General features: G+C 69.2%; 15 protein-coding genes and 1 tRNA gene. 13 read left to right on the plus strand and 3 right to left on the minus strand.

The annotated features are described in order from the left end of the window. Positions 1 to 25: 25 nt before the first annotated feature. From gltB to pyk, 3 genes are read left to right on the plus strand one after another with little or no spacing between them, the layout of a single operon-like run. On the plus strand, positions 26 to 4,603 hold the full coding sequence (gene gltB / locus ACK4HH_RS03190; RefSeq protein WP_409648223.1) for a glutamate synthase large subunit: 4,578 nt from the start codon (positions 26 to 28) through the stop codon (positions 4,601 to 4,603). Continuing rightward, positions 4,596 to 6,053 carry a glutamate synthase subunit beta gene (locus ACK4HH_RS03195; protein WP_409648224.1) on the plus strand — a complete coding sequence of 486 codons (1,458 nt, stop codon included), beginning with the start codon at positions 4,596 to 4,598 and terminating at the stop codon, positions 6,051 to 6,053. The genes gltB and ACK4HH_RS03195 overlap by 8 nt, the downstream gene beginning before the upstream one ends. A 50-nt stretch (positions 6,054 to 6,103) precedes the next feature. Beyond that, positions 6,104 to 7,561, plus strand: coding sequence for a pyruvate kinase (pyk, locus tag ACK4HH_RS03200; protein ID WP_409648226.1), 1,458 nt, complete (start codon positions 6,104 to 6,106; stop codon positions 7,559 to 7,561). 132 nt (positions 7,562 to 7,693) lie between these two features. Here pyk and ACK4HH_RS03205 read toward each other — a convergent pair. Further along, positions 7,694 to 7,776: transfer RNA gene (locus ACK4HH_RS03205), tRNA-Leu, on the minus strand. 48 nt (positions 7,777 to 7,824) lie between these two features. On the opposite strand from ACK4HH_RS03205, the gene ACK4HH_RS03210 reads away from it, so the two are divergent. Beyond that, positions 7,825 to 8,481: an ANTAR domain-containing response regulator gene (locus tag ACK4HH_RS03210; protein WP_409648227.1), complete on the plus strand. Its 657-nt coding sequence runs from the start codon at positions 7,825 to 7,827 to the stop codon at positions 8,479 to 8,481. A 22-nt stretch (positions 8,482 to 8,503) separates the two neighbouring features. Here the strand turns inward: ACK4HH_RS03210 and ACK4HH_RS03215 are convergent, their stop codons facing one another. Continuing rightward, on the minus strand, positions 8,504 to 8,929 hold the full coding sequence (locus ACK4HH_RS03215) for a hotdog fold thioesterase (protein WP_409648229.1): 426 nt from the start codon (positions 8,927 to 8,929) through the stop codon (positions 8,504 to 8,506). A gap of 68 nt (positions 8,930 to 8,997) precedes the next feature. Between ACK4HH_RS03215 and polA the strand changes: the two genes are divergently transcribed. The 3 genes from polA to rpsA all read left to right on the plus strand — a co-directional run bounded on the left by polA (position 8,998) and on the right by rpsA (position 14,945). Next, positions 8,998 to 11,652 carry a DNA polymerase I gene (gene polA / locus ACK4HH_RS03220; protein ID WP_409648230.1) on the plus strand — a complete coding sequence of 885 codons (2,655 nt, stop codon included), beginning with the start codon at positions 8,998 to 9,000 and terminating at the stop codon, positions 11,650 to 11,652. A gap of 10 nt (positions 11,653 to 11,662) precedes the next feature. Then, positions 11,663 to 13,342: a DUF885 domain-containing protein gene (locus ACK4HH_RS03225; protein WP_409648231.1), complete on the plus strand. Its 1,680-nt coding sequence runs from the start codon at positions 11,663 to 11,665 to the stop codon at positions 13,340 to 13,342. Between the two features lie 151 nt (positions 13,343 to 13,493). After that, entirely contained in the window at positions 13,494 to 14,945 is a 1,452-nt protein-coding gene (gene rpsA / locus ACK4HH_RS03230) for a 30S ribosomal protein S1 (protein ID WP_255159472.1), read from the plus strand. Positions 14,946 to 15,021: 76 nt separating this feature from the next. Here rpsA and ACK4HH_RS03235 read toward each other — a convergent pair whose 3' ends face one another. Beyond that, positions 15,022 to 15,618 (minus strand): DUF4126 domain-containing protein, encoded by a 597-nt coding sequence (locus ACK4HH_RS03235; RefSeq protein ID WP_409648232.1) that lies wholly within the window; start codon positions 15,616 to 15,618, stop codon positions 15,022 to 15,024. Between the two features lie 73 nt (positions 15,619 to 15,691). Here ACK4HH_RS03235 and coaE point away from each other — a divergent pair, with 73 nt between their 5' ends. The 6 genes from coaE to whiA are packed head-to-tail and all read left to right on the plus strand — an operon-like array spanning position 15,692 to position 25,245. Next, positions 15,692 to 16,327, plus strand: a complete 636-nt coding sequence (gene coaE, locus ACK4HH_RS03240) for a dephospho-CoA kinase (protein ID WP_409648233.1) — start codon at positions 15,692 to 15,694, stop codon at positions 16,325 to 16,327. A 9-nt stretch (positions 16,328 to 16,336) separates the two neighbouring features. Then, on the plus strand, positions 16,337 to 18,418 hold the full coding sequence (gene uvrB / locus ACK4HH_RS03245; RefSeq protein WP_409648235.1) for an excinuclease ABC subunit UvrB: 2,082 nt from the start codon (positions 16,337 to 16,339) through the stop codon (positions 18,416 to 18,418). Between the two features lie 47 nt (positions 18,419 to 18,465). Continuing rightward, entirely contained in the window at positions 18,466 to 21,408 is a 2,943-nt protein-coding gene (uvrA, locus tag ACK4HH_RS03250; protein ID WP_409648236.1) for an excinuclease ABC subunit UvrA, read from the plus strand. Position 21,409: 1 nt separating this feature from the next. Beyond that, the gene (uvrC, locus tag ACK4HH_RS03255) at positions 21,410 to 23,308 is read left to right on the plus strand and encodes an excinuclease ABC subunit UvrC (protein ID WP_409648237.1); all 1,899 of its coding nucleotides are present in this window, start codon (positions 21,410 to 21,412) and stop codon (positions 23,306 to 23,308) included. A gap of 34 nt (positions 23,309 to 23,342) precedes the next feature. Continuing rightward, positions 23,343 to 24,215, plus strand: coding sequence for an RNase adapter RapZ (gene rapZ / locus ACK4HH_RS03260; protein ID WP_409648239.1), 873 nt, complete (start codon positions 23,343 to 23,345; stop codon positions 24,213 to 24,215). A 49-nt stretch (positions 24,216 to 24,264) separates the two neighbouring features. Next, positions 24,265 to 25,245 (plus strand): DNA-binding protein WhiA, encoded by a 981-nt coding sequence (gene whiA, locus ACK4HH_RS03265; RefSeq protein ID WP_409648240.1) that lies wholly within the window; start codon positions 24,265 to 24,267, stop codon positions 25,243 to 25,245. Positions 25,246 to 25,325 lie beyond the last annotated feature (80 nt).

A 25,325-nucleotide genomic window follows, 5' to 3' on the forward strand; every position in this document is an offset into this window, starting at 1 on the left:
CCGCAACAACGTGAGGACGGTTCTGATGGAACTCACATCGCCGATGCAGCGCTTCTCGACGGTGCCTGCTGCGCAGGGCATGTACGACCCTGCCCGCGAGCACGACGCGTGCGGCCTCGCCATGGTCGCGACCCTGCGCGGCACGGCGGGCCACGACATCATCCAGGCCGCCCTCGACGCACTGCGCAACCTCGAGCACCGGGGGGCCGTCGGCTCCGACGCGGGCACCGGCGACGGCGCGGGCATCATCACCCAGATCCCCGACGCCTTCCTGCGCGCCGTGCTGCCGTTCGCCCTGCCGCCGGTCGGGCAGTACGCCATCGGCACCGCGTTCCTGCCGACCGACGACGACGAGCGCGCGCGAGAGAAGGCCGGCATCGAGGCCATCATCGCGAGCGAGGGCCTCGAGCTCATCGGCTGGCGCCTCGTGCCGACCGACCCGCAGCTCATCGGCAACCTCGCCCGCGAGGCGATGCCCGTCTTCGAACAGCTGGTCGTGCGCTCCTCGCGCACCGACGAGAACGGTCAGCCGCTCGCGGGCATCGCTCTCGACCGGCAGACGTTCCGGGCGCGCAAGCGCGCCGAGCGCGAGCTCGGCTCGTACTTCCCCTCGCTCTCGTGCCGCACGCTCGTCTACAAGGGCATGGTCACGACGCTGCAGCTCGAGCCGTTCTACCCCGACCTGAGCGACGAGCGCTTCACCTCGAAGCTCGCACTCGTGCACTCGCGCTATTCCACGAACACCTTCCCCTCGTGGCCCCTCGCTCAACCGTTCCGCTCGATCGCGCACAACGGCGAGATCAACACCGTGCAGGGCAACCGCAACTGGATGCGCGCCCGGCAGTCGCAGCTGCAGTCCGACCTCTTCGGCGATCTGCGCGACGTGTTCCCGATCGTCACCCCGGGGGCGAGCGACTCGGCATCGTTCGACGAGGTCGTCGAGCTGCTGACCCTCGGTGGCCGCTCGTTGCCGCACGCGATCATGATGATGGTGCCCGAGGCGTGGGAGAACCAGACCGACATCGATCCGGGGCTGCGCGACTTCTACGAGTACCACGGCATGCTCATGGAGCCGTGGGACGGCCCGGCCGCTCTCGTCTTCACCGACGGCTCGCTCGTCGGTGCGACGCTCGACCGCAACGGCCTGCGCCCCGGTCGGTTCATCGTGACAGACGACGGGCTCGTCGTGCTCGCGAGCGAGATCGGCGTGCTCGACATCGAGCCGAGCCGCATCGTGCGCAAGGGCCGGCTGCGCCCCGGCAAGATGTTCCTCGTCGACACGGTCGACGGTCGGCTCATCGAAGACGACGAGATCAAGGCCCAGCTCGCCGGGCTCGAGCCGTGGGGCGAGTGGCTCGAGGGCCAGCGCATCCACCTCAAAGACCTTCCCGAGCGCGAGCACATCGTGCACACCCCCGCCTCGATCGTGCGCCGCCAGCGCACGTTCGGCTACACCGAGGAGGAGGTGCGCATCCTGCTGGCCCCGATGGCGAAGGCCGGCGCCGAGCCCCTCGGCGCGATGGGCTCCGACACGCCGATCGCCGTGCTCTCCGACCGGGCACGGCTGCTGTTCGACTACTTCACCCAGCAGTTCGCCCAGGTGACGAATCCACCGCTCGACTCGATCCGCGAAGAGGTCGTCACCTCGATGCGGCTCGGGCTCGGGCCCGAGCGCAACCTGCTCGAGGCGACGCCGCGTCACGCCCGCCAGGTCATCCTCGACTTCCCGATCATCGACAACGACGAGCTCGCCAAAATCCAACACATCGACCCGCGACCCGGCAGCTCGCTCACGACGACCATCAAGGGGCTCTACCGCGTCGACAAGGGGCCGAAGGCGCTCGAGAAGCGCATCGCCGCGATGTGCGACGAGGTCGACGAGGCCATCGCCGACGGGGCCGAGTTCATCGTGCTGAGCGATCGCGACTCCACGGCCGACCTCGCGCCCGTGCCCTCGCTGCTCATGCTCGCGGCCGTGCACCACCACCTCATCCGCACCGAGAAGCGTATGCAGGTGGGGCTCATCGTCGAGGCGGGTGACGTGCGCGAGGTGCACCACTGCGCCGTGCTCATCGGCTACGGCGCCTCGGCGATCAACCCCTACCTCGCGATGGAGACCGTCGAGAACCTGGTGCGCTCGGGCATGATCGTCGGCATCACCCCCGAGAAGGCCGTGCGCAACGTCATCAAGGCGCTCGGCAAGGGCGTGCTCAAGATCATGTCGAAGATGGGCATCTCGACGGTCGGGTCGTATGCGGGCGCGCAGGCCTTCGAGGCGGTCGGGCTGAGCCAAGAGTTCGTCGACCGCTACTTCACGGGCACCTCGAGCGTGCTCGGCGGCGTCGGCATCGACACGATCGCGGCGGAGAACGCCGCGCGGCACGAGCTCGCGTACCCCGCTTCGGCGCCGGTCAACCCGCACGAGCGGCTGCAGACGGGCGGCGAGTACCAGTGGCGCCGCGAGGGCCCGCCCCACCTGTTCAACCCCGAGACGGTCTTCCGGCTGCAGCACGCGACGCGTGCCAAGCGCTACGACATCTTCCGCGAGTACACGAAGGCCGTTGACGACCAGGCCGAGAACCTCATGACCCTGCGGGGGCTGTTCCGCTTCAAGACCGAGGGCCGCACGCCCGTGCCGCTCGACGAGGTCGAGTCGGTCGAGTCGATCATCCGCCGTTTCACGACGGGCGCGATGAGCATGGGAGCCATCAGCCCCGAGATGCACGAGACGCTCGCGATCGCGATGAACCGCATCGGCGGCCGCAGCAATACCGGTGAGGGCGGCGAGAGCCCCGAGCGACTGCTCGACCCCGAGAAGCGCAGTGCCATCAAGCAGGTCGCCTCGGGGCGCTTCGGTGTCACGAGCCTGTACCTCACGCACGCCGACGACATCCAGATCAAGATGGCGCAGGGCGCCAAGCCCGGCGAGGGCGGGCAGCTGCCGGCCAACAAGGTATACCCGTGGATCGCGCGCCTGCGCCACGGCACGGCAGGGGTGGGGCTCATCTCGCCGCCGCCGCACCACGACATCTACTCGATCGAAGACCTCAAGCAGCTGATCTTCGATCTCAAACGCGCCAACCCGGGCGCGCGCGTGCACGTCAAGCTCGTCAGCCAGTCGGGCATCGGTGCGGTCGCCGCGGGCGTCGCGAAGGCGAAGGCCGATGTCGTGCTCATCTCGGGCCACGACGGCGGCACGGGCGCGAGCCCGCTCAACTCGCTCAAGCACGCGGGAACGCCGTGGGAGCTCGGTCTCGCCGAGGCCCAGCAGACGCTCATGCTCAACAACATGCGCGGGCGCGTCACGGTGCAGGCAGACGGCCAGATGAAGACCGGGCGCGATGTCATCATCGCGGCGCTGCTCGGCGCCGAGGAGTACGGCTTCGCCACGGCGCCGATGGTCGTCTCCGGCTGCATCCTGATGCGCGTCTGCCACCTCGACACCTGCCCGGTCGGCGTCGCTACTCAGAACCCCGAGCTGCGCAAGCGATTCACCGGCACGCCCGAGTTCGTGATCACCTTCATGGAGTTCTTGGCGCAGGAGGTGCGCGAGTACCTCGCCGAACTGGGCTTCCGCTCGCTCGAAGAAGCGATCGGCCGCGCCGACCTGCTCGATGTCGACCGCGCGGTGCGGCACTGGAAGGCCGACGGTCTCGATCTGTCGCCGATCCTCGCCGGGCCCGAGTTCGACGAGAACGCTCCGCGCACCAAGCGCGAAGAGCAGGATCACGAGCTCGACGAGCACTTCGACAACGAGCTCATCCGCCTCAGTGCCGATGCCCTGCAGCACGGGTCGCCCGTGCGCATCGACCTGCCGATCCGCAACACCGAGCGGGCGGTGGGCACGATGCTCGGCCATCAGGTGACGACGCTGCACGGCGAGCACGGGCTCGCTCCCGACACGATCGACGTGACCCTCACGGGGTCGGCGGGGCAGAGCCTCGGCGCGTTCATGCCGCGCGGCATCACCCTGCGTCTCTACGGCGACAGCAACGACTACGTCGGCAAGGGGCTCTCAGGCGGCCGCGTCATCGTGCGTCCCACGCGCGATGCGGTCTTCCACGCCGAGCGCAATGTCATCGCGGGCAATGTCATCGGCTACGGCGCCACGAGCGGCGAGATGTTCATTCGCGGCATCGTCGGCGAGCGGTTCCTCGTGCGCAACTCGGGCGCGACCGCGGTCGTCGAGGGCGTGGGCGATCACGCGCTCGAGTACATGACGGGCGGCACCGCGGTGATCCTGGGCGCGACGGGCCGCAACCTCGGCGCCGGAATGTCGGGCGGAACCGCGTACGTGTACGACCTGCGACGCGAGCGCGTCAACAGCGACGCGCTCAGCACGGGCGAGCTCGAGCTGACGGCGCTCGACGCCGACGACCGCGCGCTCGTGACCGACCTGCTGCGTCGTCACCTCGACGAGACCGAGTCGGCCCTCGCCGGGCGGCTGCTCGCCGACGGCGAGAGTGCGCTCGACCGATTCGTCAAGGTGCTGCCGCGCGACTACGCGGCAGTTCTCGCGACGCGCCAGACGGCGCTCGACGAAGGCCTCGACCCCGACGGCGATATCGTCTGGGGCCGCATCCTGGAGGTGACCGGTGGCTGATCCCCGCGGCTTCATCAATGTTCCCGAGCGCGAGCTGCCGCCGCGCCGACCGGTGCCCCTGCGGCTCATGGACTGGAAAGAGGTCTACGAGCAGGGCGATCCGGGCGTGCTGCGCCGTCAGGCGGGGCGCTGCATGGACTGCGGCATCCCGTTCTGCCACCAGGGGTGCCCGCTCGGCAACCTCATCCCCGAGTGGAACGACCTCACGTGGCGCGGCGAGGGCCGCCAGGCGATCGAGCGGCTGCACGCGACCAACAACTTCCCCGAGTTCACCGGCAAGCTCTGCCCGGCACCGTGCGAGTCGTCGTGCGTGCTGGCCATCAACCAGCCGGCCGTGACCATCAAGCAGGTCGAGGCCTCGATCATCGAGCAGGCCTGGAACAACGGCTGGGTGCAGCCCGTGCCGCCCGAGCGGCTCACGGGCAAGACCGTCGCCGTCGTCGGGTCCGGTCCGGCCGGTCTCGCGGCCGCGCAGCAGCTGACGCGCGTCGGGCACACCGTCGCGGTCTTCGAGAAGGACGACCGCATCGGCGGTCTGCTGCGGTACGGCATCCCCGATTTCAAGATGGAGAAGCGCCATCTGGATGCCCGGCTCACGCAGATGCAGGCCGAGGGCACCCGGTTCCGCGCCGGCGTCGAGATCGGCGTCGACATCACGTGGGACGAGCTGCGCACGCGCTACGACGCCGTCGTGATCGCGACCGGCGCGCCCGAGCCGCGCGACCTGGCCATTCCGGGCCGCGACGCCCTGGGCATCCACTACGCCATGGAGTATCTGACGCAGTCGAACCGCGTGCAGGCGGGCGACGCCGTGGCCGGGCAGATCACGGCCGAGGGCAAGCACGTCGTCGTGCTCGGCGGCGGCGACACGGGCGCCGACTGCATCGGCACGGCGCACCGGCAGGGAGCGCTCAGCGTGACGAACCTCGCGATCGGCAAGCAGCCTCCGCACGAGCGACCCGACACGCAGCCCTGGCCCCTGCAGCCCACGCTGTTCGAGGTGCAGAGCGCCCACGAAGAGGGCGGCGAGCGCATGTATCTCGCCTCGACCGTCGAGTTCTTGACGACCGAGGCGGGGGAGGTGCGCGCGTTGCGCGTCGCCGAGACCGAGTACCTCGACGGGCGCAGGGTTCCCAAGGCGGGCACCGAGCGCGAGATCCCGGCCGACCTCGTGCTGCTGGCGCTCGGCTTCACGGGCGCCGCGCGCGGCACGCTGCACGACCAGCTCGGACTGCCGTTCGAGGGCTCGGGCGCGATCGCCCGGCAGGCCGACTACACGACGGGCGAGACCGGCGTCTTCGTGGCCGGCGATGCCGGTCGCGGCGCCTCGCTCATCGTGTGGGCGATCGCCGAGGGCCGTGCCGTGGCGGCGGCCGTCGACACCTACCTGCAGGGCGAGAGCGACCTGCCGGCCCCCGTGCGGGCGACCGACCGCCCGCTCACCGTCTAGTTCCGCCGCTTCTGCACCACACCACCACCACCACCCCACTGAAGGACACCATGAGACGCGCAAAGATCGTCGCCACCCTCGGGCCGGCGACGTCAAGCTATGAGAACATCCGTGCCATCATCGAGGCCGGCGTCAACGTCGCCCGCATGAACCTCAGCCACGGCACCTACGAGGTGCACGAAGAGGTCTATCGCAACGTGCGCCAGGCCGCAGCCGACGCGGGCAGCCCTGTCGCTGTGCTCGTCGATCTTCAGGGCCCGAAGATCCGTCTCGGCAAGTTCGAGAACGGCCCCCACGAGCTCGCCGAGGGCGACGTCTTCACCATCACCACCGACGACATCCTCGGCACGAAAGAGATCTGCAGCACGACGTTCAAGGGCCTGCCCGCCGACGTCAAGCCGGGCGACTTCCTGCTGATCGACGACGGCAAGGTCAAGGTGCGCGTTCTCGACACCGACGGCGTGCGCGTGCGCACCGAGGTCGTCGTCGCGGGCCCCGTCTCGAACAACAAGGGCATCAACCTGCCCGGCGTCGCAGTCAACGTGCCGGCGCTCTCTGAGAAAGACGAAGACGACCTGCGCTGGGGCCTCAAGCTCGGCGCCGACTACATCGCTCTCTCGTTCGTGCGCAACGCCTCCGACGTCAACCGCGTGCACGCGATCATGCGCGAAGAAGGCCGCACCGTGCCGGTCATCGCCAAGATCGAGAAGCCCCAGGCGGTGGATGCTCTCGAAGAGATCATCGAGGCCTTCGACGGCATCATGGTCGCGCGCGGCGACCTCGGGGTCGAGCTGCCGCTCGAGGCCGTGCCGATCGTGCAGAAGCGCGCGGTCGAGCTCGCTCGCCGCATGGCCAAGCCCGTCATCGTCGCGACGCAGATGCTCGAGTCGATGATCAGCAACCCCATCCCGACGCGCGCCGAGACCTCCGATGTCGCGAACGCCGTGCTCGACGGCGCCGACGCGGTCATGCTGAGCGGCGAGACGAGCGTGGGGGAGTTCCCTGTGATCACGGTCTCGACGATGGCGCGCATCGTCTCGTCGACTGAAGAGCACGGTCTCGAGCGCATCCCGCCGCTCGGTACGAAGCCCCGCACGCAGGGCGGGGCGATCACGCTCGCAGCCGCCGAGGTGGCGGACTTCGTCGAGGCCAAGTTCGTGTGCGTCTTCACCGAGTCGGGCGACTCGGCCCGCCGCATGTCGCGGCTGCGGTTCCGCATCCCCATGAAGGCGTTCACGCCCTCAGAAGACATCGCGCGCCGCATGTCGCTCACGTGGGGCATCGAGTCGTTCCTGGTCGAGCGCGTGACGCACACCGACGCGATGTACCGCCAGGTCGACGAGGTGCTGCTGCGCGAGGGGCTCGCGGCTGTCGGCGACAAGGTCGTCGTCATCTCGGGCTCGCCTCCCGGAATCTCGGGCTCGACCAACGACCTGCGCGTGCACGTCGTCGGCGACGCCATCAATGCAGCCGCACCCGTCTGGGAGAGCGGCGAGCACGCCGACTGACGCTCCACGCACGAAAGGCCGCACCCTCTCGGGGTGCGGCCTTTCGTTCTGCTGTACCGGCTGGGGGCGCGACGCATCGCGTCGCGCAGAGGGCAACCGGGTCACCGCCGAGCACACGGGATGAGCATTCTGTACCGGCTGTGGGGCTCGAACCCACACGTCCTCTCGGACAACGCATTTTGAGTGCGCCGCGTCTACCATTCCGCCAAGCCGGCTCGGGTCGTCCGACCCTCGGGCCTCGACGATACCGTAGGCTCTCTCGGGTGAGTGACCAGGATCAGACCACCGCCCCCCGCCGCGTCGTCGTCGCGGAGGACGAATCCCTCATCCGCATGGATATCGTCGAGATCCTGCGCGACAACGGCTTCGACGTGGTCGGCGAGGCCGGCGACGGCGAGACGGCCGTGGCCCTCGCCACCGAGCTGCGCCCCGACCTCGTGATCATGGATATCCGCATGCCCCAGCTCGACGGCATCGAGGCCGCCAAGCGGCTCAGCGAGAACCACATCGCCCCCGTCGTGCTGCTCACCGCTTTCAGCCAGAAAGAGCTCGTCGAGCAGGCGGTCGAGGCGGGCGCTCTCGCCTATGTGGTCAAGCCCTTCACCCCCAACGATCTGCTGCCCGCGATCGAGGTGGCCCTGAGCCGGTACCAGCAGATCCTGACCCTCGAGGCCGAGGTCGCCGACCTCGTCGAGCGGTTCGAGACCCGCAAGCTCGTCGACCGCGCGAAGGGCCTGCTCAACGAGCGCATGGGGCTCACCGAGCCCGAGGCGTTCCGATGGATCCAGAAGGCCTCGATGGACCGCCGTACGACCATGCAGGCCGTCGCCCAGGCGATCATCGATCAGCTCGGCGCGAAGAAGGATGGCGCCAAGAAGTCGTCGACCGATGGTGCCGAAGCGGGCGACGCGGCAGAGTAGCCCCGCGCATCCCGCACCGCCGTCAGCGGTCGCGCAGCATGTTCGTCATGCGCACCGTCGATAGCCGTCGCCCGGCCTCGTCGGTCATGACGATCTCGTGGGTTGCGAGTGTGCGGCCGAGCACGAGGGCCGTGCACGTTCCCGTGACGATGCCCTCGGTGATCGAGCGGCTGTGGGTCGCATTGATCTCGATGCCGACCGCGTAGCGGCCCGGGCCGGCGTGGATGGCCGACGAGATCGACCCGAGGCTCTCGCCGAGAACGACGTGCGCCCCGCCGTGCAGCAGGCCGATGACCTGGGTGTTGCCCTCGACGGGCATCGTGGCGACCGAGCGCTCGGCCGAGAGCTCGAGAAACTCGATGCCCATCTTCTGGCACAGGGCGCCGCCGCCGGTGCCGACGAGACGCTCGACGAGCTCGGGATCGAGGTCGGGGGGCAGCAGGGTCATGGCATCCTCGGCGAGGCCGGGCGGGCTGCGCCCGGGAGCGGGTCGGGGTGCCTCGCTAGGCTGGCCCCGTGACGGACTCCGCAAAGCCTACCCTTCTGCTCGTCGACGGCCATTCGCTGGCCTTCCGGGCCTTCTACGCCCTCCCTGTCGACAGCTTCGTCACGCGCGACGGGCAGTACACCAACGCGATCCACGGGTTTCTGTCGATGTTCCTGAGCCTGCTGGCGAAAGAGAAGCCGACCCACGTCGGCGTCGCCTTCGACATCTCGCGCTACTCGTTCCGCACGCGCGAATACCCCGAGTACAAGGGCACGCGTGGCGAGACGCCGCCGGAGTTCGTGGGCCAGGTGCCGCTGCTGCAAGAGGCGCTCGCGGCCATGAGCATCCCGACGATCACGAAAGAGGATTACGAGGCGGACGACATTCTCGCGACCCTCGCGACGCAGGCGGCGGCCGAGGGCTTCCGCGTGCTCGTGGTCTCGGGCGACCGCGACACCATCCAGCTCGTGACCGACGACGTCACGCTGCTCTATCCGAACGCCCGCGGCGTCAGCGAGCTCAAACGCTACGACCCCGACGCCGTGCGCGAGCGCTACGGCATCAACCCCGAGCAGTACCCCGAGATCGCCGCGCTCGTCGGCGAGACGAGCGACAACCTGCCCGGTATCGACAAGGTGGGCGAGAAGACCGCCGTCAAGTGGATCACGCAATACGGCTCGCTCGCCGGGCTCTGGCAGCACATCGACGAGATCGGCGGCGTTGTGGGCGCCAACCTGCGCGAGCAGCGCGACCGCGCCGAGCGCAACCGCCGTCTCAACCGCCTCGTCACCGATCTCAAGCTGCCCGTGCGGGCTCCCGACCTCGATCGTCGCCCCATGGATGTCGCCGCCGTGAAGCAGGTGTTCGAGCGGTTGCAGTTCAGAACGCTCACCGAGCGCGTGCTGAAGATCGCCGAGGCCGAGGGGGCCGACATGGGCGCGCTCGAGCAGGCGCAACCGCGCACCGATCTGCCGACGGTGCGCACCCTCGTCGACGAAGAGCTCGCGAAGTGGCTCGCCTCGACGGCCGGTGCCGAGGTCGCGGTGATCGTGGATGCTCCGCACGGCGAGCTCACCGCCTTCGGGCTCGCGACCGCGACCGAGACGGTGCAGGTCAACTGGGCCGCGCACCGCCCCGACTACGCCGCGCTCGAGGCCTGGCTGTCGGGCGATGCGCCGAAGCTGCTCGCCGATGCCAAAGCGGCCGCGAGCGTGCTCGCCGGGCTCGACATCGCCCTCGACGGGGTCGTGTGGGATTCCCGCCTCGCCGCGTGGCTCGAGCGCCCGGGCGCGAAGTCGTACGACCTCGCCGACCTCGTGCACGACGTGCTCGGCGAGGCCATGCCGCAAGCCGATCCCAACCAGCTCGTTCCCGACACCGAGAGCATTAGCCCCGCGACGGTGGCGTGGTTCCTGCACCGGCTCGTCGCCGCGCAGCGCGAATCGCTCCCGGGCACGAGCGAGACCGTGCTCGCCGAGATCGACCTGCCGACGGCTCCCGTGCTCGCGCTCATGCAGCGCACGGGCATCACGGTCGACCGCGCGGCACTCGACGCGCTCAACACCGAGCTCGGTGAGACGACGACGCGGCTCGCGCAGCAGGCGTTCGCCGAGATCGGGCGCGAGGTCAATCTCGGCTCACCGAAGCAGCTGCAAGAGGTGCTGTTCGACGAGCTCGGCATGCCCAAGACCCGCGCGACGAAGACGGGTTACTCGACCGACGCCGCGGCGCTGGCCGATCTGCAAGAGGCGCATCCACACCCCTTCCTCGGCCTGCTGCTGCAGCACCGCGACGCGACCAAGCTGCGCCAGATCGTCGAGACCCTCACGACCGCGATCGGGCCCGATGGGCGCATCCACACCACCTACGACCAGACGGGAACGACGACGGGGCGCATCTCGTCGACCGATCCGAACCTGCAGAACATCCCCGTGCGCACCGAGGTCGGGCACCGCATCCGCGCGGCCTTCACAGCGGGGGAGGGCTTCGAGAGCCTGCTGACCGCCGACTACTCGCAGATCGAGATGCGCATCATGGCCCACCTCTCGGGTGACGAGGGCCTCATCGAGGCCTTCCGCTCGGGGGAGGACCTGCACCGCTTCGTCGGCGCGCGCATCTTCGCCGTCGACCCGGCCGACGTCACGAGCGAGATGCGCACGAAGGTCAAGGCGATGAGCTACGGGCTCGCCTACGGATTGAGCGCCTTCGGCCTGAGCAAGCAGCTGCGCATCGACACCGCCGAGGCCAAGCAGCTCATGAGCGACTACTTCGCCCGATTCGGAGCGGTGCGCGACTACCTGCGCAGCGTCGTCGCGCAGGCGAAGGAGGACGGCTACACCGAGACGATCTTCGGTCGTCGACGCCCGTTCCCCGACCTGAAGAGTCCCAACCGCGTGCTGCGCGAGAATGCCGAGCGGCAGGCGCTGAACGCTCCGATCCAGGGGTCGGCCGCCGACATCATGAAGATCGCCATGGTCGATGTCGCCGCCGACATACAGCAGCACGCCCTGCGATCGCGCCTGCTGCTGCAGGTTCACGACGAGCTCGTCTTCGAGGTCGCAGCGGGCGAGCGCGAGGCCCTCGAGGCGATCGTGCGCGCGCGCATGGGCGCCGCGGCCGATCTGGCCGTGCCGCTCGACGTGCAGGTCGGCGTGGGCCGCGACTGGAACGAGGCGGCGCACTAGGCTCGTCGGCATGTCTGACAGCGCAGCCGACCGCACCCCCACTCCCGTTGACGCGATCGCCGAGCAGTGGGTCGCCACGCTCGTCGACTTGAGCCCCGACACCGCGACGTATATCGGCGCGCCGGGCCGCCTCGACGAGTACCAAGACTTCTCGCCCGCCGGGCGCGCCCGCTACGAGGAGGCCGCCCGCGCCGCCCTGGCGCAGCTCGCCGCGGCGACCCCCGTCGACGACACCGACCGGGTGACGATCACCGACCTGAGCGCCGAACTCAGCCTCGACCTCGACCTCGCCGAGGCCGGGTGGGATCAGCGCGACATCAACGTGCTCGCCTCGCCCGCGCAGGGCATCCGCGAGATCTTCGACCTCATGCCGACGGCGACCGAGCACGACTGGGGCATCATCGCCCGCAAACTCGGCAACGTCTCGGGCGCGCTCGCGGGCTACACCGAGACCCTGCGCGAGGGGATCGCGGCCGGCAACACGCCCGCTCGGCGGCAGGTGGTCGAGGTGCTCGCGCAGGCGAAGCGCAACGCCGCGCCCGATGGCTTCTTCCCCGAGTTCGCCGCCGAGGCCGCGATCGAGGGCGGCACGATTCCGGATGCCCTGCGCAGCGATCTCCAGCGCAACGCCGCCGCGGCCGCCGAGGCGTACGGCACCTTCGCGACGTTCCTCGAGTCGGAGCTCGCCCCGGCCGCGCGCGAGCACGACGCCGTCGGCCGCGAGCTGTACGGGCTCATGTCGCGGCGCTTCCTGGGCGCCACGATCGACCTCGACGAGACCTACGAGTGGGGCATCGACGAGCTCGCGCGCATGGTCGCCGAGCAGACGCGCATCGCCGGCGAGATCCTGCCGGGGGCGAGCGTCGATGAGGCCATCGCGCACCTCGAGAAAGACCCGTCGCGCAAGCTGCACGGCCGCGATGCCCTCAAGGCCTGGATGCAGAACCTCAGCGATACAGCGATCGCCGAGCTCTCGCGCACGCACTTCGAGATTCCCGAGCCGGTGAAAGAGCTCGAGTGCATGATCGCCCCGACACCCGGGGGAGCGATCTACTACACCGGGCCGACCGATGACTTCTCGCGGCCGGGCCGCATGTGGTGGAGCATCCCCGAGGGCGTCGACGAGTTCGACACCTGGCGCGAGACGACGACGGTGTACCACGAGGGCGTTCCTGGCCACCACCTGCAGATCGGCCAGGCGGTCTACAACCGTGCGCAGCTCAACTCGTGGCGCCGCCTGCTGGCCGGCACGAGCGGGCACGCGGAGGGCTGGGCGCTCTATGCCGAGCGCCTCATGGAAGAGCTCGGCTACCTCGACGACCCGGCCGATCGGCTGGGCATGCTCGATGGGCAACGAATGCGCGCGGCGCGCGTCGTGCTCGACATCGGTGTTCACCTCGGGAAGATCCACCCCGAGACGGGGGCGGTCTGGACGAGCGACGATGCCTTCGCCTTCCTGCGCAAGAACGTCAACATGAACGACGGCTTCGTCACGTTCGAGGTCAACCGCTACCTGGGCTGGCCGGGCCAGGCGCCCTCGTACAAGGTCGGCCAGCGAATCTGGGAGCAGATCCGCGACGCGTACAAGGCCAAAGAGGGTGCTGCGTTCTCGAACAAAGTGTTCCACAAGAACGCGCTCGACCTCGGGGGTGTCGGACTCGACACGCTCCGCAGCGCTCTGCTGGGCTGAGGCCGTCTCTGCGTCGTGTTGCCGCCGCCCGGCCGCGCGGGATAAGCTGGAGAGTCGTCGATTTGACGGCAATCCTGTCCGCATGCCCGGGCGACACCACTGCACCGCGTCGTTCTGGCCTGATTCCTGTCCGCATCGGAGCACCCACTACATGACCCCCGCAACGACCCAGGCCCCCAAGCAGATCGCCATCAACGACATCGGCTCTGCTGAAGACTTCCTGGCCGCGGTCGAACTGACCCTCAAGTTCTTCAACGACGGAGACCTCATCGAAGGCACCGTCGTCAAGATCGACCGCGACGAGGTCCTCCTCGACGTCGGCTACAAGACCGAGGGTGTCATCCCCTCGCGCGAGCTGTCGATCAAGCACGATGTCAACCCCGAAGAGGTCGTCGCTGTCGGCGACACGGTCGAAGCCCTCGTCCTCCAGAAGGAAGACAAAGAAGGCCGACTGATCCTCTCGAAGAAGCGCGCCCAGTACGAGCGTGCCTGGGGCGATGTCGAGAAGATCAAAGACGCCGACGGCGTCGTCACCGGCACTGTCATCGAGGTCGTCAAGGGTGGTCTCATCGTCGACATCGGCCTCCGCGGCTTCCTGCCGGCCTCGCTCATCGAGCTGCGCCGCGTCCGCGACCTCACGCCCTACCTGGGCCAGGAGATCGAGGCGAAGATCCTCGAGCTCGACAAGAACCGCAACAACGTCGTGCTCTCGCGCCGCGCGCTGCTCGAGCAGACGCAGTCCGAGAGCCGGTCGACCTTCCTCAACAACCTCGCCAAGGGTCAGGTTCGCAAGGGCGTCGTCTCGTCGATCGTCAACTTCGGCGCCTTCGTCGACCTCGGCGGCGTCGACGGCCTCGTGCACGTCTCCGAACTCAGCTGGAAGCACATCGAGCACGCCAGCGAGGTCGTCGAGGTCGGCCAGGAGGTCACCGTCGAGATCCTCGAGGTCGACCTCGAGCGCGAGCGCGTGTCGCTCTCGCTCAAGGCTACGCAGGAGGACCCGTGGCAGGTCTTCGCCCGCACCCACGCGATCGGCCAGGTCGCCCCGGGCAAGGTCACGAAGCTCGTCCCCTTCGGTGCGTTCGTTCGCGTCGCCGACGGCATCGAGGGCCTCGTGCACATCTCGGAGCTCTCGGCCAAGCACGTCGAGCTCGCCGAGCAGATCGTCTCGGTCGGTGACGAGGTCTTCGTCAAGGTCATCGACATCGACCTCGAGCGCCGCCGTATCTCGCTGAGCCTCAAGCAGGCCAACGAGGGCGTCGACCCCGAGGGCACCGAGTTCGACCCGGCCGTCTACGGCATGCCGACCGAGTACGACGAGGCGGGCAACTACAAGTACCCCGAGGGCTTCGACCCCGAGTCGGGCGAGTGGAAGGACGGCTTCGACGAGCAGCGCGCCAAGTGGGAGCAGGACTACGCTGCCGCCCAGGCCCGTTGGGAGTCGCACAAGAAGCAGGTCGCCGCGGCCCTCGTCGACGAAGAGACCCTCGAGCTGCCGGCCGCCGGCGGGTCGAGCTTCTCCTCCGACGCGAGCGCCGGTGGCACCCTCGCCGACGACGAGTCGCTCGCCGCTCTGCGCGAGAAGCTCTCGAGCAACAGCTGATCAGCCTTCCGCGCTGATCCGAGGTTTCGAACGGGCCGTCCCCTCGGGGGCGGCCCGTTCGTCGTCGGGATGCGCGCTACGCGGGCGCGACCGAGCGGCGCTGGCGGCGCAAGCGTCGGAAGATCGAGAACACGAGCACGATCAACCCGATGATCGCGACCACGACGAGGATCGGGATGAGGATCGCGAACAGGCTCAGCATCACCGCGCCGATGTCTTCACCGGTCGACAGCACGGGAGCGGCGGCTCCCGCCGTGAGGGCGTTCGCAGCGGGGCGCACGAACATCTTGGCGCCGTGCACCACGAGTGCGATCACGACCCCCGCCACCACGGGCACCCAGGCGCTCGACTCGAAGAACGCCGCGGGGTCGGTGACCGCGGCCGTCTGCGTCGCCGTTCCCGTGCCGAACACGATTCCGCCCGCCGCCGGGCGCACGATCGACTGGATCCAGTCGTTGATCGAGTCGACGGCCGGGATCTTGTCCGCGATGAGCTCGATCACGAGCAGCACGCCCAGGATCAACAGCACCCACTCGTTCTCGAGCCAGGCCCAGGCGGCGGGCAGCTCCACGAAGTCGAGAAACCGGCCGGCGAGACCGAGCACGAGCATCGGCACGTAGGCGTTGAGCCCCGCAGCCACCGCGAGGCCGGTACCGGTGAGCAGTTCGAGCACAGGAGACCTCCATCGGGGCGCGTGCGAGTCATGCTACCTGCTCCTCGCGGCGACGACGGGGTATGGTCGGCGCGTGGATGTGATCGCGCTCACCGGGGGGATCGCTGCCGGCAAGTCGGTCGTCTCAGCCCGACTGGCCGAGCTCGGGGCGACGGTCATCGATGCCGACCTGCTCGCGCGCGAGGCGGTCGCGCCCGGCTCGCCCGGACTCGACGCCGTGCGCCGTCGGTTCGGCGAGGCCGTGCTCGCGGCTGACGGATCGCTCGACCGACCCTCGCTCGGGGCCCTGGTGTTCTCCGACCCCGCGGCGCTCTCCGATCTCAACGCGATCGTGCATCCCGAGGTTCACCGCCTCTACCGCGAGCGCATCGCCGCGATCGCATCCGCCGACCCCTCCGCGATCGTGATCTACGACGTGCCCTTGCTCGTCGAGGCCCGGTCGGCCGAGGAGTTCGCGGCCGTCGTCGTCGTGCACGCCCCGGCCGACATGCGCGTCGAGCGGCTCGTCGCGCTGCGCGGCATGGATCGAGCATCCGCTCTCGATCGCGTCGCCGCCCAGGCGAGCGACGACGACCGGCTCGCGGTCGCCGACGTCGTCATCAACACGAGCGGCACGCTCGCGCACACGATCCAGCAGGTGGATGCCCTCTGGGAGCGCCTCGTCGCGCAGCGCGCCCGGCACACCGGAGTGTCAGACCCCCTCTCGTAGGCTGGGGGCATGGAACCCACGCGCTCGGTCCGGCCCTTCGAGGTCGTGAGCGACTACCGGCCGAGCGGCGACCAGCCCCAGGCGATCGCCGAGCTCGCGGCGCGCATCAACGCCGGCGAGACCGACATCGTGCTGCTCGGGGCCACGGGCACGGGTAAGTCGGCGACGACGGCCTGGCTCATCGAGCAGGTGCAGCGCCCGACCCTGGTGCTCGCGCACAACAAGACGCTCGCGGCGCAGCTCGCGACCGAGTTCCGCGACCTCATGCCGCACAACGCGATCGAGTACTTCGTCTCGTACTACGACTACTACCAGCCCGAGGCGTACGTTCCGCAGACCGATACGTTCATCGAGAAAGACAGCTCGATCAACGCCGAGGTCGAGCGGCTGCGGCACTCGACCACGAACTCGCTGCTGAGCCGCCGCGACGTCGTCGTCGTCTCGACCGTGTCGTGCATCTACGGCCTCGGCGCGGCAGAAGAGTACCTCGAGGCGATGGTGGCCTTGCAGGTCGGCCAGAGCATCCCGCGCGATGCGCTCATCCGCAAATTCGTCGGCATGCAGTACCAGCGCAACGACGTCGACTTCTCCCGCGGCAAGTTCCGGGTGCGGGGCGACACCATCGAGATCATCCCGATGTACGAAGAGCTCGCCATCCGCATCGAGATGTTCGGCGACGAGGTCGAAGCCCTCTACGCGCTGCACCCGCTCACGGGCGACGTGGTGCGGGCGCTCGACGCCGTCTCGGTCTTCCCGGCGACGCACTACGCGGCCTCGCCCGACACCATGCAGCGCGCGATCGTGACGATCAAGGACGAGCTCGAGCTGCGGCTGGCGGAGCTCGAGCGCCAGGGCAAGCTGCTCGAGGCGCAGCGGCTGCGCATGCGCACGACATTCGACATCGAGATGATGGAGCAGATCGGCTTCTGCAACGGCATCGAGAACTACTCGCGGCACATCGACGGCCGGGCCCCGGGCGAGCCGCCGAACTGCCTGCTCGACTACTTCCCCGAAGACTTCCTCGTGGTGATCGACGAGAGCCACGTGACCGTGCCCCAGATCGGCGCGATGTACGAGGGCGACGCCTCGCGCAAGCGCACTCTCGTCGAGCACGGCTTCCGCCTGCCGAGTGCGCTCGACAACCGGCCGCTGCGATGGGAGGAGTTCCTCGATCGCACCGGCCAGAAGGTCTACCTCTCCGCGACTCCCGGCAAGTACGAACTGGGCATCACCGATTCGGTCGTCGAGCAGATCATCCGCCCGACCGGTCTCGTCGACCCGGGCATCGTCGTCAAGCCCAGCAAGGGGCAGATCGACGACCTGCTCGAGCAGATCCGCCAGCGCACCGAGCGCGACGAGCGCGTGCTCGTCACGACGCTCACGAAGAAAATGGCGGAGGAGCTCACCGAGTTCCTCACGGAGGCGGGCGTGCGGGTGCGCTATCTGCACTCCGACGTCGACACGCTGCGCCGCGTCGAGCTGCTGAGCGAGCTGCGGCAGGGCGTCTACGACGTCCTCGTCGGCATCAACCTGCTGCGCGAGGGCCTCGACCTGCCCGAAGTCTCTCTCGTCGCCATCCTCGACGCCGACAAAGAGGGGTTCCTGCGGTCGGCGACCTCGCTCATCCAGACCATCGGGCGCGCCGCGCGCAACGTCTCGGGCGAGGTGCACATGTACGCCGACGTCGTGACACCCTCGATGGCGCAGGCGATCGACGAGACCACGCGTCGACGCGAGCGACAGGTCGCCTACAACGCCGAGCACGGCATCGACCCCACCCCGCTGCGCAAGAAGATCGCCGACATCACTGATCAGCTCGTGCGCGAGGGGGCCGATACGGCCGAGCTTCTCGCCAGTCGGCAGCGCGGCGGGGCAGCGGGCGGCAAGCGCGCGGCCACGCCCGCCCTGCGCCGCGAGGGTCGAGGGGCCGAGGGGGCCGCCGAGCTCGAGTCGATCATCGCCGACCTGACCGCGCAGATGCTGACCGCGGCCGAGGAGCTCAAGTTCGAGCTCGCGGCGCGATTGCGCGACGAGGTGCAAGACCTCAAGAAAGACCTGCGCGGCATGGTCGACGCCGGCCACGTGCGCTGAGCCTGCCACTCAGTCAGCTGTCGGGGGCCGCACCTAGAATCATCAGAGTGTCGGTCACCCCTCTCGAGTCTGCTCCCCACCTGAGCGTGCGCGGCGCGCGCGTGCACAACCTGCGCGACGTCGATCTCGTGATCCCGCGCGATGCCCTCGTGGTGTTCACGGGGCTCTCGGGGTCGGGCAAGAGCTCGCTCGCCTTCGACACGATCTTCGCCGAGGGGCAGCGTCGATACGTCGAGTCGCTCTCGGCGTACGCCCGTCAGTTCCTCGGGCAGGTCGACCGACCCGACGTCGACTTCATCGAGGGCCTGAGCCCCGCGGTGTCGATCGATCAGAAGTCGACGAACCGCAACCCGCGCTCGACGGTCGGCACGATCACCGAGATCTACGACTACATGCGCCTGCTGTGGGCGCGCGTCGGAATCCCGCACTGCCCCGAGTGCGGCGAGCGCATCCAGCGCCAGACGGTGCAGCAGATCGCCGATGAGCTCATGACCCTCGAGACCGGCACCCGGTTCCAGGTGCTCGCACCGGTGGTCAGCCAGAAGAAGGGCGAGTTCGTCGACCTGTTCCGCGAGCTCGCCGCCTCGGGCTACGCCCGTGCCGTGGTCGACGGCGAGCTCGTGCAGTTGAGCGAGCCGCCCGTGCTCAAGAAGCAGATCAAGCACGACATCGCCGTCGTCGTCGACCGGCTGGTCGCCAACGACGATGCGCTCACACGCCTCACCGACTCGCTCGAGACCGCGCTGGGCCTGACCGAGGGTCTCGTCGTCGTCGACTTCGTCGATCGCGAGCCCGCGGCATCCGACCGCACGCGCACCTTCAGCGAGCGGCTCAGCTGCCCCAACCGCCACCCGCTGCAACTGACAGAGATCGAGCCGCGCACGTTCTCGTTCAACGCGCCGTTCGGGGCGTGCCCCGTCTGCTCGGGCCTCGGCACCCGCATGGCGGTCGATGTCGACCTGCTCATCGGCGATCCCTCGCTGAGCCTCAACGACGGCGTCATCCTTCCCTGGAACCAGCAGGGCAAGGGCCTGTACAGCTACTTCCAGAAGCTGCTCGCTGGTCTCGGCCGCGACCTCGGCTTCTCACTCGACACCCCCTGGGGCGAGCTCGAGCAGAGCACGCACGAGGCGATCCTCAATGGCAACGACTTCGACGTGCGCGTGAAGTGGCGCAACCGTTACGGGCGCGACGTCACGTACTCAACGGGCTTCGAGGGCGTCATCCCGTATATCGAGCGCAAGTACGCCGAGGCCGAGAGCGACTGGTCGCAGCAGCGCTTCGCCGAGTACCTCCGCGAGGTGCCGTGCTCGGAATGCGATGGTGCACGGCTCAAACCCGAGGTGCTCGCGGTGACCGTCGACGGGCGCAGCATCTCGGCGGTGGCCGAGCTGAGTCTGCTCGACGCCTACGCGTTCATGCAGACGATCACGCTCACCGAGCGCGAGGCGGCGATCGCCGCCGCCGTGCTGCGCGAGATCCGGGCGCGTCTCGAGTTCTTGCTCGAGGTGGGGCTGGGCTACCTCAGCATGGCGCGCGCGGCGGGAACCCTCTCGGGCGGAGAGGCGCAGCGCATCCGGCTCGCGACACAGATCGGCTCAGGGCTCACGGGCGTGCTCTACGTGCTCGACGAGCCCTCGATCGGCCTGCACCAGCGCGACAACCGTCGGCTCATCGACACGCTCGTCAAGCTCAAGAGCCTCGGCAACACCCTCATCGTCGTCGAGCACGACGAAGACACCATCCGCACGGCCGACTGGATCGTCGACATCGGGCCGGGGGCGGGCGAGCACGGCGGCCGCGTCGTGCACTCCGGCTCGTACGCCGAGCTCATCGCCAATCCGGCATCGATCACGGGCGACTACCTCGCGGGCCGTCGGCAGGTGGTCGACACGGTTGCGCGTCGCCCGATCGACCCCTCGCGCATGCTCACGGTCGACGGTGCGAAGGCCAACAACCTGCGCGACGTCACCGTCGACTTCCCGCTCGGGGCCTTCGTGGCCGTCACGGGCGTGAGCGGCTCGGGCAAGTCGTCGCTCGTCAACGACATCCTCTACAAGGTGCTCGCGAACAAGCTCAACGGCGCCCGTCAAGTACCGGGCAAGCACGTGCGCGTTCGCGGCCTCGAGCACCTCGACAAGGTCGTCCACGTCGACCAGGCGCCCATCGGTCGCACGCCGCGCTCGAACCCCGCGACGTACACCGGCGTGTTCGACCGCATTCGCGCGCTGTTCGCCGAGACGACCGAGGCGAAGGCGCGCGGCTACCTGCAGGGGCGCTTCAGCTTCAACGTCAAGGGCGGCCGCTGCGAGAACTGCGCGGGCGATGGCACGATCAAGATCGAGATGAACTTCTTGCCCGACGTCTACGTCGCGTGCGAGGTGTGCAACGGCGCGCGCTACAACCGAGACACGCTGACCGTGCACTACAAGGGCAAGAACATCGCTGAGGTGCTCGACATGCCGATCGAAGAGGCTGCGGAGTTCTTCGAGCCGATCTCGGCCATCCACCGCTTCTTGAAGACCCTCGTCGATGTCGGGCTCGGATACGTTCGGCTCGGTCAGAGTGCGACGACCCTCTCGGGCGGCGAGGCGCAGCGGGTCAAGCTCGCGACCGAGCTGCAGAAGCGCTCGAACGGCCGCAGCGTCTACGTGCTCGATGAGCCGACCACGGGCCTTCACTTCGAAGACGTGCGCAAGCTGCTGCTCGTGCTCAACGGTCTCGTCGACAAGGGCAACACCGTCATCGTCATCGAGCACAACCTCGATGTCATCCGGGCCGCCGACTGGCTCATCGATCTCGGCCCTGAGGGCGGTGCCGGGGGAGGGCAGGTGCTCGCGACCGGCACGCCCGAGCAGCTCGCGGCCGTGCCCGAGAGCCACACGGGCTTCTTCTTGCGCGAGCTGCTCGACCAGCAGCCCGCGACCTCGACGACGGGCGGCTCGGCGCGGCGGGCCACGGCAGCGGGCGCTGGTCGCGCGAAGCGCTGACATGACGCCGCGCGAGCACTGGCGCCCGAAACGGGGTGAGATCCCCACCGAGCCGGGCGTCTACCGTTTCACCGATGGCGTCGGGCGCGTGCTCTATGTCGGCAAGGCCAAGAACTTGCGCAGCCGGCTGAGCAACTACTTCCAGCCGCTGCACAGCCTGCACGAGCGCACGCGGCGCATGGTGACCACAGCGCAGGGCGTCGAGTGGACGGTTGTCGGCAGCGAGCTCGAGGCACTGTCGCTCGAATACACCTGGATCAAAGAGTTCGCGCCGCCCTTCAACGTCAAGTTCCGCGATGACAAGACCTACCCCTACGTGGCGATCACGCTCGCCGAGCGGGTGCCGCGCGTCATGGTCACGCGCACACGCGGTATCGCGGGCGCACGCTACTTCGGGCCGTACACGAAGGTGTGGGCGGTGCGCGAGACCGTCGACCTCATGCTCAAGGCGTTCCCGATGCGCTCGTGCTCCGACACGACCTACAAGCGGGCCCAGGCGACGAACCGGCCGTGCCTGCTCGGCGACATTGGCAAGTGTGCGGCGCCCTGCGTCGGCCGGGTGACCCCCGAGCAGCACCGCGGCATCGCCCTCGACTTCGCGTCGTTCATGGCCGGCAACGACGAGGGCTACGTGCGCGGTCTCAAGAGCGCCATGGCCGATGCGGCGCGCGATCTCGACTACGAGACGGCGGCGCGCCTCCGCGACCAGATCGGGGCTCTTGAGACGGCGCTCGCGAAGAGCGCCGTCGTGCTCGACGACCGCACCGACGCCGATGTGTTCGGCATCGCCTACGACGAGCTCGCGGCCGCGGTGCAGCTCTTCATCGTGCGCGGCGGGCGCATTCGCGGCGTGCGCGGCTGGGTCGTCGACACCGAGCTCGACGTCACGATGGCCGAGCTCGTCGACACGGTGCTGCAGAACGCCTACGACGGCACATCGGCGCCCGCGCGCGAGATCATCGTGCCGGCGGTGCCCGACGACGCCTCTGCCCTGCAGACCGTGCTGACCGAACGGCGTCGTGATGCGGGGGAGCGCGGTGCCGTGATCGTCAAGACGGCGCAGCGCGGCGAGAAGGCCGCGCTCGCCGAGACGGTCGCGACGAACGCTCTCGGTGCTCTCGTGCAGTACAAGACCCGGCGTAGCGGCGACTTCACGGCCCGATCGCAAGCGCTCGCTGACATTCAAGAGGCCCTCGGTCTCGCCGAGGCGCCGCTGCGCCTCGAGTGCTACGACGTCTCACACTTCGGAGGATCGAACCCCGTCGCGTCGATGGTGGTCTTCGAAGACGGGCTGCCGCGCAAAGACCAGTACCGCAAGTTCGCGATCGCGGATGCCCGAGACGACACCGACGCCGTCTACCAGGTTCTGCGGCGCCGCCTGGCATACCTGCACGACGAGGCCGCGTCGCCTGTGGCCGCGATCGACCCCACCACGGGCGAGGGAGCGAGCCGCAAGTCGTTCCACTACCGCCCCGGCCTGCTCGTGATCGACGGCGGCCAGCCGCAGGTCGCCGCGGCCGCGCGGGCCCTGCGTGACGAGGGGCTCGACGACATCGCCGTCTGCGGAATCGCCAAGCGGCTCGAAGAGGTGTGGCTGCCCGACAGCGACTTCCCCGTCATCCTTCCCCGGTCCTCCGACGCGCTGTTCCTGCTGCAGCGGCTGCGCGACGAGGCGCACCGCTTCGCGCTGCGCTACCAGCGCACGACGCGTTCGCGCGACATCCGCTCCCGACTCTCGAGCATCCCGGGCCTCGGCCCGAACCGCACGACCGAGCTGCTCAAGCACTTCGGCTCGGTCGCCCGATTGCGGGCGGCGAGCGTCGACGAGCTCACCGCGGTCGACGGCATCGGGCCCGCGACCGCCCGGCTCGTCCATCGCACCCTGCGCGACGACGGGTAGTCTGGAACCCCACCCCGAGTCGACGCGAGGACTGATGCCCGAGACCGTGCCGCACGATGTGCTGATCGTCACCGGCATGTCGGGCGCAGGCCGCTCGACGGTCGCGAATGCCCTCGAAGACCTCGGCTGGTACGTCGTCGACAACCTGCCGCCTCAGATGCTGAGGCCGCTCGTCGACCTCGCCGTGCACCCCGGCAGCGCACTGCCGCGCATCGCCGCGGTCGTCGACGTGCGCGGCGGCAAGCTGTTCGCCGATCTCGCCGCGATCGTGGCCGAGCTGCGCGCGCGCGACACCGTTCGCGTGCTGTTCCTCGAAGCGACCGATGCGGCTCTCGTGCGGCGCTTCGAGCAGGTGCGTCGCCCGCATCCGCTGCAGGAGGACGGCACGCTGCTCGACGGCATCGCGCGCGAGCGCGAGCGCATGCTCGAGGTGCGCGAGCTCGCTGACATCATCATCGACACGACCGAGTTCAACATCCACCAGCTCGCCACGACCGTCACCGAGATCTTCTCGGCACAGGGCAGCCCCGGCGTGAAGGTCACGCTCGAGAGCTTCGGTTTCAAGTACGGCATTCCGACCGATGCCGACGTCGTGGCCGATGCGCGCTTTCTGCCGAACCCTTTCTGGCAACCCGAGCTGCGGTCGGCCACGGGTCTCGACGCGACCGTGAGCGAGTACGTTCTCGCACAAGAGGGCGCCCGCGAGTTCCTCGACGCCTTCGAGGCCATGCTGACCCCCGTACTCGCCGGGTACGCGCGCGAGAACAAGCGCCACGCGACGATCGCGATCGGCTGCACGGGTGGCAAGCACCGCTCGGTCGCACTCGTTCAGCAGCTCGCCGAGCGCATGCGGGTGATGCCGAGCGTGGGCATCACCGTGAAGCATCGCGACCTGGGACGCGAGTAAGGTCGATTGCCGTACCCCCTCACCTGCCCCCCTCGAGAGGACGACCGCCGTGGCGTTGACCGCTGACGTGAAGCACGAGCTCTCGCAGCTGGTGATCACGAAGACCACGGTGCGCGCTGCCGAACTCGCCACGGTGCTGCGTTTCGCCGGCGGCCTGCACCTCATCTCGGGGCGCGTCGCGGTCGAGGTCGAGCTCGATACTCCGGCGATCGCCCGTCGTGTGCGCAAAGACCTCGTCGAGCTCTACGGCATGCGCAGCGACGCGGCGATGCTCTCGCCCGGGGGAATCCGCAAGACCCCCGCCTACGTCGTGCGCGTGCTCGAGGGCGGCGAGACGCTCGCCCGTCAGACGGGGCTGCTGGATGCGCGGCGCCGGCCCGTCCGCGGCCTTCCGAACCGTCTCACCACCGGGTCGCGCGACGAGCTCGCGGCGGTCTGGCGCGGGGCGTTCCTCGCCCACGGCTCGCTGACGGATCCCGGGCGATCGGCCGCGCTCGAGATCACCTGCCCGGGCAACGAGTCCGCTATGGCCCTCGTCGGCGCCGCGGGGCGCCTCGGCATCGCCGCGAAGGCCCGTGAGGTTCGCGGAGTGCACCGCGTGGTCATCCGCGACGGCGACAAGATCAGCCAGATGCTGCGGCTCATGGGGGCCGAGACCACGGTCGCCGACTGGGAGGCCCTGCGCGCCCGGCGCGAGGTGCGCGCCACGGCCAACCGGCTCGTCAACTTCGACGACGCGAACCTGCGGCGATCGGCGCAAGCGGCCGTCGCGGCATGCGCCCGGGTCGAGCGCGCCCTCGAGATCCTCGGTGACGACCTGCCCGAGCACTTGCGATACGCCGGTCAGCTGCGCCTCGACCACCGCGACTCGAGCCTCGACGAGCTGGGCCACCACGCCGACCCCCCCATGACGAAAGACGCCGTCGCCGGGCGCATCCGCCGGCTGCTCGCCATGGCCGACAAGCGCGCCGAGACCCTCGGCATCCCGGGCACCGACGCAAACCTGCCGCCCGACATCGATCTCGACTGAGCCGCGTCGAGCGGGAACACTGCGGGGTGGGGTTCGGTTGCCTTCAGTAGACTGGCCCCCCGTCAGCGCGGTCGTCGGCA

Origin of the sequence: Microcella sp. (genome assembly GCF_046296455.1) — a bacterium.
In the GTDB taxonomy this organism is placed as follows: domain Bacteria; phylum Actinomycetota; class Actinomycetes; order Actinomycetales; family Microbacteriaceae; genus Microcella.